Annotated in this window: 14 protein-coding genes; 9 read left to right on the top strand and 5 right to left on the bottom strand. The window is 38.6% G+C overall.

Features of this window, described 5'->3' with window-relative positions; translation table 11 throughout:
• Positions 1-13: 13 nt before the first annotated feature.
• Entirely contained in the window at positions 14-802 is a 789-nt protein-coding gene (locus OD757_RS03740) for an rRNA large subunit pseudouridine synthase E (RefSeq protein ID WP_034679063.1), read from the bottom strand.
• Positions 803-998: 196 nt separating this feature from the next.
• Between OD757_RS03740 and icd the strand changes: the two genes are divergently transcribed.
• The gene (icd, locus tag OD757_RS03735; protein ID WP_263030895.1) at positions 999-2,255 is read left to right on the top strand and encodes an NADP-dependent isocitrate dehydrogenase; all 1,257 of its coding nucleotides are present in this window, start codon (positions 999-1,001) and stop codon (positions 2,253-2,255) included.
• Between the two features lie 39 nt (positions 2,256-2,294).
• Here icd and OD757_RS03730 read toward each other — a convergent pair whose 3' ends face one another.
• Entirely contained in the window at positions 2,295-2,420 is a 126-nt protein-coding gene (locus tag OD757_RS03730) for a hypothetical protein (protein WP_009393577.1), read from the bottom strand.
• Positions 2,417-3,643: an MFS transporter gene (locus OD757_RS03725; RefSeq protein ID WP_263030894.1), complete on the bottom strand. Its 1,227-nt coding sequence runs from the start codon at positions 3,641-3,643 to the stop codon at positions 2,417-2,419. Before OD757_RS03725 ends, OD757_RS03730 begins: the two co-directional genes overlap by 4 nt.
• Positions 3,644-3,691: 48 nt before the next feature.
• On the opposite strand from OD757_RS03725, the gene OD757_RS03720 reads away from it, so the two are divergent.
• The 4 genes from OD757_RS03720 to OD757_RS03705 all read left to right on the top strand — a co-directional run bounded on the left by OD757_RS03720 (position 3,692) and on the right by OD757_RS03705 (position 10,020).
• A complete protein-coding gene (locus OD757_RS03720) occupies positions 3,692-4,573 on the top strand; it encodes a LysR family transcriptional regulator (protein WP_263030893.1) in 882 nt (293 codons plus the stop codon).
• Positions 4,574-4,781: 208 nt separating this feature from the next.
• Positions 4,782-6,173 carry an L-cystine transporter gene (locus OD757_RS03715; protein ID WP_263030892.1) on the top strand — a complete coding sequence of 464 codons (1,392 nt, stop codon included), beginning with the start codon at positions 4,782-4,784 and terminating at the stop codon, positions 6,171-6,173.
• A gap of 146 nt (positions 6,174-6,319) precedes the next feature.
• Positions 6,320-7,135: a PhzF family phenazine biosynthesis protein gene (locus tag OD757_RS03710; RefSeq protein WP_263030891.1), complete on the top strand. Its 816-nt coding sequence runs from the start codon at positions 6,320-6,322 to the stop codon at positions 7,133-7,135.
• Between the two features lie 122 nt (positions 7,136-7,257).
• The gene (locus OD757_RS03705; protein ID WP_263030890.1) at positions 7,258-10,020 is read left to right on the top strand and encodes a M16 family metallopeptidase; all 2,763 of its coding nucleotides are present in this window, start codon (positions 7,258-7,260) and stop codon (positions 10,018-10,020) included.
• A 61-nt stretch (positions 10,021-10,081) separates the two neighbouring features.
• Here OD757_RS03705 and OD757_RS03700 read toward each other — a convergent pair whose 3' ends face one another.
• A complete protein-coding gene (locus OD757_RS03700; protein ID WP_263030889.1) occupies positions 10,082-10,465 on the bottom strand; it encodes a DUF3144 domain-containing protein in 384 nt (127 codons plus the stop codon).
• A gap of 107 nt (positions 10,466-10,572) precedes the next feature.
• Between OD757_RS03700 and OD757_RS03695 the strand changes: the two genes are divergently transcribed.
• Positions 10,573-11,205: a hypothetical protein gene (locus OD757_RS03695; RefSeq protein WP_017387283.1), complete on the top strand. Its 633-nt coding sequence runs from the start codon at positions 10,573-10,575 to the stop codon at positions 11,203-11,205.
• A 35-nt stretch (positions 11,206-11,240) separates the two neighbouring features.
• Here OD757_RS03695 and OD757_RS03690 read toward each other — a convergent pair whose 3' ends face one another.
• Positions 11,241-12,704: a CHAD domain-containing protein gene (locus tag OD757_RS03690; RefSeq protein ID WP_411267178.1), complete on the bottom strand. Its 1,464-nt coding sequence runs from the start codon at positions 12,702-12,704 to the stop codon at positions 11,241-11,243.
• Positions 12,705-12,868: 164 nt separating this feature from the next.
• Here OD757_RS03690 and OD757_RS03675 point away from each other — a divergent pair, with 164 nt between their 5' ends.
• The 3 genes from OD757_RS03675 (at position 12,869) to hemL (ending at position 15,321) form a co-directional block, all read left to right on the top strand.
• A complete protein-coding gene (locus OD757_RS03675; protein WP_263030888.1) occupies positions 12,869-13,252 on the top strand; it encodes a DUF962 domain-containing protein in 384 nt (127 codons plus the stop codon).
• A gap of 116 nt (positions 13,253-13,368) precedes the next feature.
• The gene (gene thiE, locus OD757_RS03670) at positions 13,369-13,980 is read left to right on the top strand and encodes a thiamine phosphate synthase (protein WP_263030887.1); all 612 of its coding nucleotides are present in this window, start codon (positions 13,369-13,371) and stop codon (positions 13,978-13,980) included.
• Positions 13,981-14,022: 42 nt separating this feature from the next.
• Positions 14,023-15,321 (top strand): glutamate-1-semialdehyde 2,1-aminomutase, encoded by a 1,299-nt coding sequence (hemL, locus tag OD757_RS03665; protein WP_263030886.1) that lies wholly within the window; start codon positions 14,023-14,025, stop codon positions 15,319-15,321.
• Positions 15,322-15,330: the final 9 nt, after the last annotated feature.

The raw sequence follows: 15,330 nt of genomic DNA, 5'->3' as shown, positions 1-15,330 counted from the left end.
GAAAATTTAGATCTTATCGAGCATTGCGTCCACGACCACGTGGTGCTTTAGCATTTGGACGAGTTGTACCGTTGGTCTTACGACGCGGCTTCTCACTTTCATCCATCTGCCAAATACGTTTTGTACCAGACTTTTTCGCAGAACCATCTTTATTCTTACGAACCATTGGTTTACCGCCAGTACCGCCTGGTTTTTTCACATATGAACGTGAACGATAAGGTTCTTCAGCTGGAACATCTTTAAAGTCAGGGTAAAGCAAAGGTTCAATTTCTTTAACATCGCCTGGTTTTAAGCCGAGTTGAACTAGATCAATTGAACCAATTTTAGTACGAATTAAACGTAAAGTTGGAAAACCAACCGCAGAAGTCATACGACGAACTTGACGGTTGCGGCCTTCGCAAATTGAAATTTCGATCCAAGATGTTGGAATATTTGCACGAAAACGTACAGGTGGGTTACGTTCCCATAACCATTCTGGCTCACTTACTTTAATGGCTGTGGCAGGAAGCGTCATACCATCATTAAGTTCTACACCTTTACGAAGCTGCTCAAGCGCTTCTTCAGTTACATCGCCATCAACTTGAACTAAATAGGTTTTGTATTTTTTATTCGCAGGGTTGGTAATGAACTGATTCAGACCACCATGATCGGTTAAAAAAACTAAACCCTCAGAGTCCATATCAAGACGGCCTGCCAAACGCAAAGTCGGGTCATCAACAAAGTCAGAGACGGTCATATGCGCTTCGTCTTTACGAAACTGGGAGAGAACGTCATATGGTTTGTTGAGAATGACAATTTTCATAAAAAATGGCTTCTTCTTTCAAATAACTAGAGAAAACATTGAGGTTTATTTAAGTGAGAAATTTTATTATTTCTCATATAAATCCCAAAAATGATTAAATTCAATTAAGCTATTATGCGTTAAGAAGCGTTGAAAGTATTGTGTATCGATAATTATTTTTAGTTAATTAAATATTATAAAAGGGAGAATTCACACAATGGGTTATCAGAAGATTGTGGTTCCTGCAGATGGCGTCAAAATTACAGTAAATGCAGACCTGTCGCTGAACGTACCAAATCATCCAATTATTCCTTTCATTGAGGGTGATGGTATTGGTGTGGATATTACACCAACCATGAAAGCAGTCGTAGATGCTGCTATTTTAAAAGCTTATGGTGGCAAACGTTCGATCGAATGGATGGAAGTGTATTGCGGTGAAAAAGCAAATAAAATTTATAGCAGCTATATGCCAGAAGAAACTTTTGAAGCGCTTCGTGAGTTTGTTGTATCCATTAAAGGTCCTTTAACCACCCCCGTAGGTGGTGGTATTCGTTCACTCAACGTTGCCTTACGCCAAGAGTTAGATTTGTATGTATGCGTACGTCCGGTGCGTTGGTTTGAAGGTGTTCCTTCTCCAGTTCAACACCCAGAATTAACTGACATGGTGATTTTCCGTGAGAACTCGGAAGATATTTATGCAGGTATTGAATGGAAAGCCGATTCTGAAGAAGCTAAAAAAGTAATTAGATTTCTTCAAGAGGAAATGGGTGTGACGAAAATCCGTTTCCCTGAAGGATGTGGTATTGGAATTAAACCTGTATCAAAAGAAGGTTCTCAGCGTTTAGTTCGTAAAGCCATTCAGTTCGCAATCGAAAATGACAAGCCTTCTGTGACCCTTGTTCACAAGGGTAATATCATGAAATACACCGAAGGGGCATTTAAAGAGTGGGGTTATGAGCTGGCTCTAGATCGCTTCGGTGGAGAACTAATTGATGGCGGTCCATGGGTTAAAATTAAAAACCCGAGAACTGGTAAAGACATCATCATTAAAGATGTGATTGCAGATGCGTTCTTACAGCAAATTTTAATGCGTCCAGCCGATTACTCTGTTATTGCAACGCTTAACTTAAATGGAGACTATATTTCTGATGCTTTGGCGGCAGAAGTAGGCGGCATTGGTATTGCACCGGGTGCAAATATTGGTGGTGCAATTTCAGTTTATGAAGCGACGCATGGTACTGCACCTAAATATGCGGGTCAGGATAAAGTAAACCCGGGTTCTATCATTCTTTCTGCGGAAATGATGTTACGTGATATGGGTTGGAGAGAAGCTGCTGATCTGATCATTAAAGGGATTTCAGGAGCGATTGCCGCTAAAACCGTAACTTACGATTTTGAGCGTTTAATGCCAGGTGCAACCTTGTTACGTTGCTCTGAATTTGGTGGTGCGATTATAAAACATATGGAAGATTGAAAAATGTTGCATAAGCAAGCCCTCAGTTGAGGGCTTTTTTTATTGCATAAATTCGGGATGTTTCGGAGTTTTAATAAGACCGATTTTCTTTTGATAACTCTGATCTAGGGCCTGAATAACGAGAACGAAAGCAACTAGAAATAAAGGAAAGAGCAGAGTTTTCATGATTCGGTTTCTCCGAGAGTTGAGGTGAAAGAAGGGCGTACAGGTAGTAAAAGGCAAATTGCAAAGAGAAGAACGATTCCACCCAAAAGAAAGAGGTGGGCATAAGACCAATGCAAATGATGCAAAGTACTAATGACTACGCCACCTAAAAGCTGAGTGCTAGCAAACCCAATCGTGGCAAGACTCCAGAGCTTTTGATAACGCTGTTCATAAATCTGTAGCAAACTATAAGAGCTAATAAACACCGTTGCGGGGGTCAGTAAGCCGGTCAGAAAAGAAGATAGGGCGAGTAAAGAAGTGGTCTGTGAAAGGAAAGGTAAAACAACGGCTAGGCAGTAAATGCCATATAACCATTTAATCGCCTGTATATATCCCACTATTCGGCTTAAGCAATAAGCGACAAATGCACCAATGCAGCTTCCCACTCCATAGAGAACCCAAAATAAATTCCTTTGCTGTAAGGGAAAGTGCAGAGTCCCAGATAAATAATCCATCCAAAACAAAGAATGTGGAATATAGGCAAAGGCACTACACATATAGGCAATAATAATAATCAGACCTAAATGTGATTTTTGTGAGGTTTGTAAAGTAGCAGATGGTGACTTAATCATCTGGGCAGTATTGCTACTTAATAAGTGATAAAGAGTTAAGCTTCCTAATAAAGAAATACCTGCAAAAATATCCCAAACATAATGTACGGGCATATTTTTAAGTAGGGGAATAATAATGGTGGCAGATAACACACCTACACCAATTCCGCTAAATCCTAAAAAGTTAACTTTTAATCTTTGCGTGGTGGGGATGTATTTCATTGCAAAGCTAGGCGCTAAAATCATAAGTAAGCCACCAGCAATACCTGAAATTGTGCGCCAGAAAATGAACCACACCAGAGGCATATCCATGAATGAACAGCCTAGTAGGCTGAGGCTACCCGCAATAGTTGAAAATACAATCATGGATGGGACGTACTTTTCTTTAATACTCAATAGCGCTAATAAGGCACCTATGAGATAACCCAATAAATTTGCGCTGCCTAAGTAACTGGCAAAATCATGAGTCCAGTGGTACTGCTCGATCATGATGGGCATGAGTGCGGTATAGGAAAATCTAAAAACACCAATTCCCAAACAAGTTGCCAAAAAGACAATTAAGCTCATTCGATAAAACGTAGACATGAGAAGACGCTCAATTTTTTTATTATTAAAAGCGAGTTTCTTCATCATTAAAAATGATTTAATATGATTGTAGTTATCTTGTTTTGAGATAAAGGTATGTTACTTAAGTCTCTAGAGTTTTTTTTAGCAGTGGCAGAGAGTGGAAGTTTTTCATTAGCTGCGCAAAAAATGTATACGGTTCAATCGAATATTACGAGTCATATAAAAAAACTTGAAGAAGAGTTAGGGGTGATTTTATTCAATCGTAATAATCCTGTGACTTTAACGAATGCCGGACAACAGCTACATAGTTATGCTGTTCAAATGATTACACTACACAATAAAGCTAAGAAGATCTTTCAAGAAGGTGGAGTTGATCCTAATGAAATAATTCGCCTTGGAAGCATGGAGACAACTGCCGCAATACGTTTGCCACAGTTACTCAATCAATGTATGCAGCAATATCCTACTTTACCCATTGAGCTCCAAACTCATCCGACGCGTTATTTATTAAATGCGGTACATCAGGGTGAATTAGACTGTGCTTTTGTGGCATCTAAACATTCTATTCCTGAGTTATATAGTTTTCCTGTGTGGCATGAAGAGCTGGTTCTGGTTTGTCCTAAGCAACAAGAAAGCTTTCCAGACATGGCAACCCTTGCAAAAACTAGATTTATTGCCTTTCGACAAGGTTGCTCATATCGACATGCCATAGAGCTTTTCTTGAATGACTTTAGTATTCCACCCTCACAAATTATGGAAATGGGAAGTCTGGATGGAATCGTGAGCTGTGTAGAGCTGGGAGTGGGTTTTGCTTTATTACCGAAGTCATATCTCACAAAAGTTGCAGATAAAGTGTCAGTCAATTGTTTTGATCTAAATACTGAATCTGCTTATTTCACTACATATTTAGTTGCCCAGTCACCAGAAACCTGGGGAAGCAATTTAAAGCAGTTTATTTATTTTATTGAGCAACAATTTGAATTAAAGGTTGCTTAGGTAGAGGTTGATTTTTATACATAAATATCCTACGTAATTTATAAATTAAAAGTGATATATATGTATTTAAAAGTCATTTTATATTCTCACGCAAGTTTGTAATCATCTTGATGCTATAAAATTGTGGAAAAGGGTAGTTTATATAGGCCGGCTATGGTCAAATATGCCCCCTTGAAAGATGACACAAGCAATAATTTGGAGTTTGGGAATGAATATACCCTTAATCATCAATATTGTGGTTTTCGTCGGGTTAATATTTTTACTCGCCCAAACACGTAAAACAGATTGGAGCTTATCGAAAAAAGTTCTGGCTGGCTTAATTCTCGGTGTGGTGTTTGGTTTAGGACTACATTTGATTTATGGCGGTGGCCATCCGATTCTTGCTGAATCTATTAGCTGGTTTAATATCGTTGGAAACGGCTATGTAAAACTTTTACAAATGGTTGTTATGCCTTTGGTATTTGTGTCTATTTTGGGAGCAGTTGCAAAATTACACCAAGCCTCATCTTTAGGCAAAATCAGTTTTTATACGATCGGCACTTTACTCTTTACAACGCTGATTGCTGCACTGGTAGGGGTATTTGTTACTAACCTGTTTGGCTTAACTGCGAAAGGTTTGGTGCAAGGCGCTGCTGAAACTGCACGCTTAACTGCTATTAATACAGATTATGTGGGTAAAGTTACCGATTTAAGTGTACCGCAGTTTATTCTTTCCTTTATTCCAAGTAATCCATTTGCTGAATTAACTGGTGCCAACCCAACTTCAATTATTAGTGTGGTTATTTTTGCTGTCTTTTTAGGAATAGCAGCGCTCAACCTAATGAAAGATGATGCAGAGAAAGGTCAGCGTATTTTAACCGCAATCCAGACTTTACAGTCTTGGGTCATGAAGTTGGTTCGTCTCGTTATGACATTAACACCCTACGGTGTTTTTGCGCTTATGACCAAAGTTGTGGCAAGTTCGAATGTCGCAGATATCTTAAACTTAGGCGGCTTCTTGGTGGCATCTTATTTAGGTTTAGCCATCATGTTTGTTGTGCATGCCATTATTTTGACCCTGACAGGTGTTTCTCCACTTAAGTTCTTTAAAAAAGTTGCTCCTGTTCTGACTTTTGCATTTACCAGCCGTTCAAGCGCTGCCAGTATTCCACTGAGTATTGAAGCGCAAACTCGCCGTTTAGGTATTCCTGAATCGATTGCAAGTTTCTCAGCTTCTTTCGGTGCGACCATTGGTCAGAATGGTTGTGCGGGTTTATATCCAGCAATGCTAGCAGTTATGGTTGCGCCAACCATGGGAATTAACACATTAGACCCAATGTGGATTGCATCGTTAGTGGGTATTGTGACCTTAAGTTCAATTGGTGTTGCAGGAGTAGGCGGTGGTGCGACTTTCGCTGCGCTGATTGTTCTTCCAGCTATGGGCTTACCTGTGACTTTAGTTGCACTTCTTATTTCAATCGAACCACTCATTGATATGGGCCGTACTGCGTTAAACGTAAATGGTTCGATGACTGCTGGTGTTGTGACCAGTCAATTGATGGGCCAGACAGATAAAGATATATTAAACAGTGAAGATGAAATTGAATTAACACATCACTAATACACTGTAAGAGACGATCCAATCAATTTGATTGGGTCGTTTTTTTACGAGTGAATGATGACTGTGATGCTAATTTTTTAAAATCTGTGTCTGTTTATATTTAAAAAAATTGAAGAAAATGAGCTAAATTATAAGAGTTAAATATCATGAAAATGTATCAAGTCGATGCTTTTACAAAAGAGTTATTTCGTGGCAATCCCGCTGCTGTCGTTGTTGAAAAAGAATGGCTAAATGAAGAGCTAATGCAGAAGATAGCACTTGAAAATAACTTATCTGAAACTGCCTTTGTAAAAATTATAGATGCTGAAAATTATGAAATTCGTTGGTTTACGCCAACGGTTGAAGTCGATTTTTGTGGGCATGCCACACTGGCTAGCGCTTTTGTAATATTTAAAGATTTTACTGACAAGAAGACGATTAATTTTCATGTACGAAACTTAGGTCTTTTTATCGTTCATCAAGATGATGATGGCAAAATCAGAATGGATTTTCCGATTCGTAAAGCTCATCAAGTCGAAGATTATCCGGCTGTTTTACGTGAGGCATTAACTAAGCCCTTTAAAGCCGTTTATCAAAATGTTCAAGCTTACATTGTTGAATATGAGTCAGTTCAAGATGTATTAGATGAACAGCCTGACATGAACTTACTCAAAAATTTAGGTAAACGGACTGCAATTACAACTACAGGTATGGACGTGGCAATAACTTCAAAAGCCGACCTGCAATATGACTGCATTTCTCGTTATTTTGCTCCTGTCGCTGGTATTGATGAAGACCCTGTTACAGGTTCGATCCATACTGCTATAGCGCCGTTATGGGCAGAAAAGCTGGGCAAAAATAATATTATGGCTTATCAGGCTTCTAACCGTGGAGGCGTTTTATATTGCAACATCCTGTCTGAAGATCGTATTGAAATTTCAGGTTATGGGAAACTTTATATGCAAGCTGAAATTTTTCCTTAAAATATAAGGCCGTTTAAATAAACGGCTTTTTTTTCAAAACTTTACTATGAAAGTCAGCTTAAATTTCCTACTATAGTCCCACAACTATTGATTTTTTATTATTCAAATTAATTGGTATTTATATGTTTATGCAGTTTAAACAACTGACTCTCTCCCTATGTATTCTTGGTTTAAGTGCTGCGTCTTGGGCACAAACTACACTAGTAAAAAGTAAGCAAAATATTGAGGAATATAAATTAGATAATGGTTTTCGGATTGTACTTGCGCCGAATGACAAAGAAAATAAAATCTTTATTAATACCATTTATTTAACAGGTTCATTAAATGACCCGCAAGGCAAAAGTGGCTTAGCTCATTTGCTTGAGCACTTGGCTTTTAAAGGCACCAAGAACGTTAAAGGGGAAGAATTCCAGCGTCGTTTAGATCAATATACATTGATGACGAACGCAAGCACAGATTATTATTCAACCAAATATACGAATATCGTTCGTCCAGAAAAGACTGCACTAGATCAAGTGCTGTATCTTGAATCGGAACGTATGGATAAATTAGTTTTACAAGAAAAATTTGTTCCTTCAGAAATTGAAATCGTAAAACGTGAACGCGAAGTCCGTATGGATCAGCCATTTGCTGTCTTGATGGATCAAATGTGGAAATCGGCTTATGGTAATCAATATTTAGGTCGTTTACCGATTGGGGATTTACCTGAGCTTAAATCGATTAAAATGGCTGAGCTAGACCGCTTTTATCGTAGCTGGTATGCACCCAATAATGCAGTCATGGTGATTTCAGGTAAGTTTGATAAAACAGATGTTTTAAAAACAATTGATCAATATTTTAGTCCAATTGCGGCAAGAGAAGTCCCGAAGACTGTACAGATTCCTGTGCTTGACTCTACAAAAATAAAAGATCGTCAGTTTGTAGTGAAAAAGGGGAGTGATCTTGCTAAATTCCATATCTATATGAATGGTAAAAATACCAAAATTCAGCCGACACTCGCGTTAGCTCCTTTGTTATATACCATGCAGCCAAGTGGTCATTTATATCAGAACATGGTTGAAACAGGTATTACTACCAATGTTGAGGCGAGTACTTGGTTAGACCAAGATTTTAATGTGGTATTTCTGGGTGCCATTTATGCGCCAAGTAATGACCCTAAAAAAGTTGAAAGTTCTTTGCTTGCCGGTATTGAGAAAGGGAAGCCCTTCACTGAAGTTGAGTTAAATCGTGTTAAGAGTTTAATGAAAACACAAGGCGATTTAATCACTAAAGATGCAGTAGCACTTGGGTCACGTTTGAGTGATTACACGGTCGCTGGTGGGCAATGGGATCAATATTTTAAAGATTTAGATTCAGTAGCAAATGTTAAGTTAGATCAAGTAAATCAAACTTTAAAACAGTTCCTTGTTGCTGATCATCGTATTGATGGTGATATTTTACCAACACCTGAAGACCAGAAAAAAGCTCAACAGCAAAATTCAAAAGAGGCACCTAAAACTCTCGATCAGGTAGAAGCAAAGGCAGAGCCTTTAAAAGACCCGAAAGCTTATCAACAAGAAGTGACAGAGTTTTTAAAAGCTTCAAAACAATATGTAGAAAGTAATGAGAAAAAGATTATTCGTGGAAAACTGAAAAATGGAATGAAGTACGCTTTATTCCCAGTCGAAACACGTGATGATCGCACTTATGCAACGATTACAATGGATTTCGGGACAGAAAAATCTTTATTTAATAAAGGTACGGTCGTCGATTTAACCTCATATTTATTACTACGTGGTTCTGATAAATACAGTTTGCAAGATATTGCTGATAAATCAATTGATGCGGGCGGTGCGGCTTATGCGAGTGCTGATGGCAATGGTATGACCATTAACATTCAGTCTAAATCAGAAAAATTTGATGAGTTTTTTAAGTTTGTTCTTGATGTGATGAAAAATCCGAAATTTGAGCAATCTCAATTTGATTTAATTAAATCACAGAGTTTATCAAGTCTAGATCGTCCTTATACCGAGCCCGATGTAGTAGCAGGCCTAACACTTTCACGTTTGCTTGAAGAATATCAACCGGGTGATTTACGCTATCACTTCGAACCTGAACTGGCAAAACAGCAATTGAAGAATGCAACTCAAGAGCAAGTGAAAGAGTTGTATGAGCGTTTCTTTGCAATGAACCACGCTCAAATTGCCATTACGGGTAAATTTGATGCAAAAAAAATGCAGAAATTACTTAATCAGGAATTTGGTCGTTGGAATGGGAAGCAGCCTTATCAAAAAATCTTGATTGATCATGTGGATTTTCCGGCTCAGCAAGTGCATGTTTTATCTGAGCAGCGTGAATTTGGTAGCTACCAAAGTGTGCTCGCTCTACCAGTCGGGAAAAATCATCCTGATGCATCTGCTTTAATTTTACTTAACTATATTTTAGGTGAGTCTCAAATTTCATCACGTTTGGCTCAAGAGCTTCGTGAGAAAAATGCATTAGTGTATGGTTTTGGAAGTGGGTTACAGCTTGATCGTGATACGAATGTTGGAGCCTTAAGCATTAGCGCAAATTATACTTCGGGTCGTTCAGCGCAAGTTTCTGCATCAATACACAAAGTATTAAATGACTTGTTGAAAAATGGTGTGACTGAGCAAGAGCTTGAAGCTGCTAAAGCAGATATCATGAAGAAACGAGTTACGGCATTAGAAGATGAACGTAATATTCATGGTATGTTAAATCTTCAGCTCGAGTCTGATAAAACATTACAAGATCGAATTCGACATGATCAAGAGCTGACTAAACTGACTGTTGCAGACGTAAATAAAGTCATTAAAAAGTATATTAAACTTGAACATTTAGTTGAAGTTATGGCTGATCAATATGGTCAGGCAGCAAAAAAATAAAGTCTTCTTTTAAATAAAAAGCCACTAAATTGTGGCTTTTTATTTGGCTATTTAAATCATCTTAATGATCATGTTTATGCGCGTGAAAATCTTCATTTTTACGGAAACGTAAATAATTTTCGAACTGTTCACAATATTCATCAAAGTTATCTTCAAGCATCATTTGAAATTGTTGCACAAGATAAGACATGACTTGATCTTTAGCAGCGCGCATTTCTTCGCTATCTTTAAAATTATTTGCTGCTACCCATGTGTTAAAACGGGCGCTCGCAAACAACATTGCGGCACTTACTTGACCACGCAGCTCGGCTGGATCAGGCTTTTCACCTTTTGGCGGGCGACAAAAATCATTGGCTTGTTTAATGAATTCATCCGCACGCTCAAAGAAAACAGCATTTAATGCTTCTTCTTCAGTAATATCTGTTGCATTAATCTTTTGAGACATGACTTATTCCCGCAAAAATAGAGCTGCTTATTATAGGCAAACGCTTGCGGAAACAAAACCTTTGACTTAGTCTGTAAATAGCCTAAGTATTGGTAGGAGAGACTAATATGCAAGATGCAATTGCGATTCAAAGTTTAAAAACAGACATTGCTTTATTACGCCAGCATGTTTTCCCACCTCAATATTTAGAGCATGTCGAAGGATTACCGATTTATTATGGCTTGCAAGAAGAAGTCGAAAATTATTACCAGCAATGGCAGGGGCTAATTGAAAGGGCACAAGAACTTTTTCAGCCATTTATGGAAGATGAATTACCAGATGCGATTCATTTGCCAAGTCATTTAAATTTACCATTGTTCTTTTTTCATGTAGACCGAATTCGGATTAATAAAACACGCGCAAAAGAATCTAAAACTTTCCGTGGTGTTGCGAGTCTTATTGAAAAATGTGGGCAGTTTGAAACAGACCAGATTTTTACGATGCAAGAATGGCTGCAGAGCGATGATACCGCGGCTTTGGTTGCTCATCGTGAGTTCATTGACTTAAGAACCTATGTATTCCAGCATGGGCAAAGCGAATATACACGTTCACGGTTTTACACCAATGGTATTGTGCTAGGGGTTGAGCCGCATTTTAAATTGGTCGATGCTCGCGATAAACCAAGAAAGCAACGTAGTGATAGCTATAGTGATCCGTTAGCAGATAATGGTGTATGGAAAGTATTTGGTAAGTATCGATAAAAAGTCGCTGCGTGTTTACAGCGACTTTTTATAAATTACCAGAAAGTTTCAGCCTGACTAAAAGTTTGTAAAGCTTTTGCCGAGCGCTTTTGTAGGTGAGGCTGTTTGGCTTTTACCCAGCCTAGAGCAAACCAGAAAGACGAGTCATTTTCGACAACTTTATTGAAAATACCTTCTGCAATAAATAAGTCGTTATAGTGACCTAAGGTATTTTGTACTGGTTGTAGCTGTTTTAAATACTGCTGTACTTTTTTGTCCGGATAAAGACTCGAAATAAACTCAACACAATAACGTAACTGTTTAGCTTGCTTTCGTATTTTGTGCTGTTCAGCAATTTCAAGTTCAGAGAAATGTTCAGCATTGCTGATCACTTTATGATGTAGCTTATCTAAACTCTTTTTAATATGTTTTTTTAAGCCACTTCTTTTGTTCTTTGAATCTTCTTCTGAATACGCAAATGCTAATAAATCGAGTAATAGCTTAATCGTGTCCGCAGAGGTAAAAAGTGTTGAGAGTTCTTTTGGGGGCTGTGCTGAAACTGGCAGTAAAAGCTCAGGTGAGCCATGTTTTTGAATAATAGGTAACACTTCGGTACGAATAGCATCTTCATCACGAGTGTCCCCAAGCTGGCGAAAAAGCTCGGCAATTTGTTCTTCCCAAAGGGGATTTAACTCGCTTGACCAGCCAGAAAAATGCTTAAGTGCACTACGTAAACGGCGCAAACTCACACGCGCCTGATGAATATGTTCAGCTTCGGTAACACCATCGGCGATTGCAGCCATATTTGGTAAAAATTGTCCTAAACAGTTTTCAATAATCTTTTTGAGGGCCTGTTCAGCAGTAATATCTTTATTTAAAGATAGTGCTTTAGCATGAACAGCAGGTGAGACCGCTTGCCCTAATGCCAATAAATTACCACGCTCAGCTTTACTTCTTACATCAAGCCAAAGGGCATAACGATTAATCCATTGCTGTGCAAACTGAATGAGCGTTTTCACTGCACCTTGCTTGAGTTCAAACTCAACTTCGCAAATTACACTTTGTGTATTTGCTGTTTTTACAACACCGTCATCAAGGCAAACCTCAATAGCTGTATTGTCTGCTTCAAATACATGATAAGTACGCTGTACATCCGTCTCAAATTGCAAACTTAACTTTTCAGCTTCTTTACCTAGAGCTGTATTAATTAAATCAGTTACGACTTTATTATCTTGATATAACGCAAGGTTTAAGTCAGGTTCTTGGTCACACGCACCTAAATGAATTTCTTCTTCAACACGGTGAAGGTGGCTTTGACCTGCGGCTTTAAATGTTTGTACCCATTGATCATCTTCTTTACGTAGACGTAAGGCCATGCCATTTTTTGCAAGTAATCGATCAGGAGTATCGTAATACTTTGCCTGTAAGTGAATATTCTTTGCTTTATGTTTTTTTAAGTATTGCTGGACAGTTTTTTTCTTCGATTCAGGTAACTGAAACTTTAGCTCGACTTCGACCATAATATATCTCCCTGAATCAGGTATTTAACTATCTTGAATAAGTATAATAGCTTAGTGCTAAAAATAATGGTTTTGATAGAGAAAGTTACAATCAAACATATGACGCTACACTTTTATTTAGGTGTACAATCAGGTGATGTTTTGATCAAATAAAAATCAGGAAGATGATCGTGAATGCACCAGTAAACTTTAGCCATGAAGCTCAGCCAGAGTTTGAATTGCCGGTTAAAAACTATCAGGAATTTTATCGTTTTTATTTAACTGAACACCGTAACATCATGAGCAGACGCTTACATGTGGTGGGTAGTAGTATTGGCATATACTTTTTTTCTAAAGCCATTCGTAAAAAGCAAGCCAAATATGTTCTCTATGGTTTGGTAGCGGGTTATGCAAATGCTTGGGTTGGACATTTTGTGTTTGAAAAAAATAAGCCTGCGAGTTTTAAACAACCTTTCTATAGCTTTATTTCTGATTGGCGAATGTTATCGGATGTTGCATGTGGCCGATTGAGTTTGACTGATCGCAAGCACGATAAAATTCCGAGTTAATTTTTCATTTCTAATTTTAATATACCGATTGGTACTAATAGACCTATATCAATCGGTACTTATGATGTCCTATAAATCCGTTATACTAGCGAAGTTTTTTAAAGCGAGAGTAGAGTATGCGCGGTTTATATCTCATTACCAATGATGACCCAATCCAATTATTATTAGAAAAACTAGATGCCGCGCTCGCAACTCATCAGGTCGCAATTTTACAGTACCGCCGTAAGAAAATAGAAAAAGCCGACCAGCCTGCTGAAGTTGAACAAATCAAACTTTTATGTGAAAAATATCAGGTTCCTTTTGTGATTAATGATGACCTAAAACTGGCCGCTCAATTTGGATTAGGTGTGCATTTAGGGCAAAGTGATGGCGAAATTACCGATGCAAAATCGCAATTACCGGAAGGTGTTATTATCGGTCGTACTTGCCTAAATTCTTTAGAGCTTGCACAAAAAGCAATTACAGATGGCGCGACTTATATTGCATTTGGTGCAGTCTACGCGACCTCTACAAAACCTGAAGCAGGTAATGTGGGTATCGACGTGATTAAGCAAGCGGCAGCCCAATATGATTTACCAATTTGTGCGATTGGTGGTTTAACGGTTGAAAACTCAAAGCCTGTGATTGAGGCTGGGGCTGACCTGTGTGCAGTCATTAGTGATATATTAGGCCGATCAACTGCTGAAATTCCTGCCCGTGTACAAGCGTGGGCACAATTATTTTCTTAAGCTTTCAAAATTATTTTTTAGATATTTAAGACGAGCATTTCCATGAGTTTATCTCCAAAGCAAGAACAGTTATTTAAACAAGCCAGCAAACACATTCCAGGTGGTGTGAACTCTCCGGTACGTGCCTTTAATGGCGTTGGAGGAACACCTGTTTTCATCGAGAAAGCAAAAGGTGCTTATTTATGGGATGTAGATGGTAAGCGTTATGTTGACTATGTTGGTTCTTGGGGACCAATGATTTTGGGTCATGCTCATCCAGAAATTATTAAAGCAGTGCAAACAGCCGCAGAAGATGGTTTAAGTTTTGGTGCACCAACCGTACACGAAACAACGCTGGCAGATATTATTTGTGAAATCATGCCATCAATTGAATTGGTACGTATGACGAACTCTGGTACAGAAGCGACCATGACGGCTATTCGTTTAGCACGTGGTTATACTGGCCGTGACAAGATTGTGAAGTTTGAAGGTTGTTACCACGGGCATTCAGACTCACTTTTAGTAAAAGCAGGTTCGGGCTTACTCACTTTAGGTGAGGGTGAGCCGACTTCAAAAGGTGTTCCTGTTGATTTTGCTAAACATACATTAACGCTGCCTTACAACGATATTGCCGCATTAAAAGAGTGCTTTGCCAAGTTTGGTCATGAGATTGCGGGCGTCATTATTGAACCTGTTGCGGGTAACATGAATATGGTGAAACCAATCGACGGTTTCTTACAAGCCATTCGTGATGTGTGTGATGAATATAAATCTGTATTCATTATTGATGAAGTGATGACAGGTTTCCGTGTTGCTTTAGGCGGTGCGCAATCAGTTTATAACGTTAAACCTGATTTAACGACGTTAGGTAAAATTATTGGTGCAGGTCTACCAGTTGGTGCGTTTGGCGGTAAGCGTGAAATTATGGAATGCATCGCACCTTTAGGCGGTGTATACCAAGCAGGTACATTGTCTGGAAACCCACTTGCTATGCGCGCTGGTATCGAGATGTTCAAACATTTACGTCAACCAGACTTTTACAGCAAATTATCTGCTCAACTTGAAAAGTTACTTGCGGGCTTACAAGCTGCAGCTGATGAAGCGGGTATTCCATTTAAAACTCAACAAGCTGGTGCAATGTTTGGTCTTTATTTTACAGACCAAGAAGACATTACAAGCTTTGACTCAATGTTGGCATGTGATATTGAAGCTTTCAAAAAGTTCTTCCACGGTATGTTAAAGCGTGGGGTAAACTTGGCACCATCAGCATTTGAAGCAGGCTTTATTTCATCTGCTCACTCTGATGAAGATATTGCGTTTACAATTCAGGCCGCAAAAGAAACTTTCGCTGAAATGAAGTAAGCAAAAAAG

The organism is Acinetobacter sp. AYS6 (assembly GCF_025630795.1).
In the GTDB taxonomy this organism is placed as follows: Bacteria; Pseudomonadota; Gammaproteobacteria; order Pseudomonadales; family Moraxellaceae; genus Acinetobacter.
This window is presented reverse-complemented; position numbering and strand designations above follow the sequence as displayed.

Bases quoted from the DNA above. Each gene is read 5' to 3' on its own strand.
- OD757_RS03730 (WP_009393577.1), bottom strand. From the start codon at position 2,420: ATGAAAACTCTGCTCTTTCCTTTATTTCTAGTTGCTTTCGTTCTCGTT.
- OD757_RS03695 (WP_017387283.1), top strand. From the start codon at position 10,573: ATGCAAGATGCAATTGCGATTCAAAGTTTAAAAACAGACATTGCTTTA.
- OD757_RS03690 (WP_411267178.1), bottom strand. From the start codon at position 12,704: ATGGTCGAAGTCGAGCTAAAGTTTCAGTTACCTGAATCGAAGAAAAAA.
- OD757_RS03715 (WP_263030892.1), top strand. From the start codon at position 4,782: ATGAATATACCCTTAATCATCAATATTGTGGTTTTCGTCGGGTTAATA.
- OD757_RS03675 (WP_263030888.1), top strand. From the start codon at position 12,869: ATGATCGTGAATGCACCAGTAAACTTTAGCCATGAAGCTCAGCCAGAG.
- OD757_RS03705 (WP_263030890.1), top strand. From the start codon at position 7,258: ATGTTTATGCAGTTTAAACAACTGACTCTCTCCCTATGTATTCTTGGT.
- OD757_RS03700 (WP_263030889.1), bottom strand. From the start codon at position 10,465: ATGTCTCAAAAGATTAATGCAACAGATATTACTGAAGAAGAAGCATTA.
- OD757_RS03740 (WP_034679063.1), bottom strand. From the start codon at position 802: ATGAAAATTGTCATTCTCAACAAACCATATGACGTTCTCTCCCAGTTT.
- thiE (WP_263030887.1), top strand. From the start codon at position 13,369: ATGCGCGGTTTATATCTCATTACCAATGATGACCCAATCCAATTATTA.
- OD757_RS03720 (WP_263030893.1), top strand. From the start codon at position 3,692: ATGTTACTTAAGTCTCTAGAGTTTTTTTTAGCAGTGGCAGAGAGTGGA.
- OD757_RS03710 (WP_263030891.1), top strand. From the start codon at position 6,320: ATGAAAATGTATCAAGTCGATGCTTTTACAAAAGAGTTATTTCGTGGC.
- OD757_RS03725 (WP_263030894.1), bottom strand. From the start codon at position 3,643: ATGATGAAGAAACTCGCTTTTAATAATAAAAAAATTGAGCGTCTTCTC.
- hemL (WP_263030886.1), top strand. From the start codon at position 14,023: ATGAGTTTATCTCCAAAGCAAGAACAGTTATTTAAACAAGCCAGCAAA.
- icd (WP_263030895.1), top strand. From the start codon at position 999: ATGGGTTATCAGAAGATTGTGGTTCCTGCAGATGGCGTCAAAATTACA.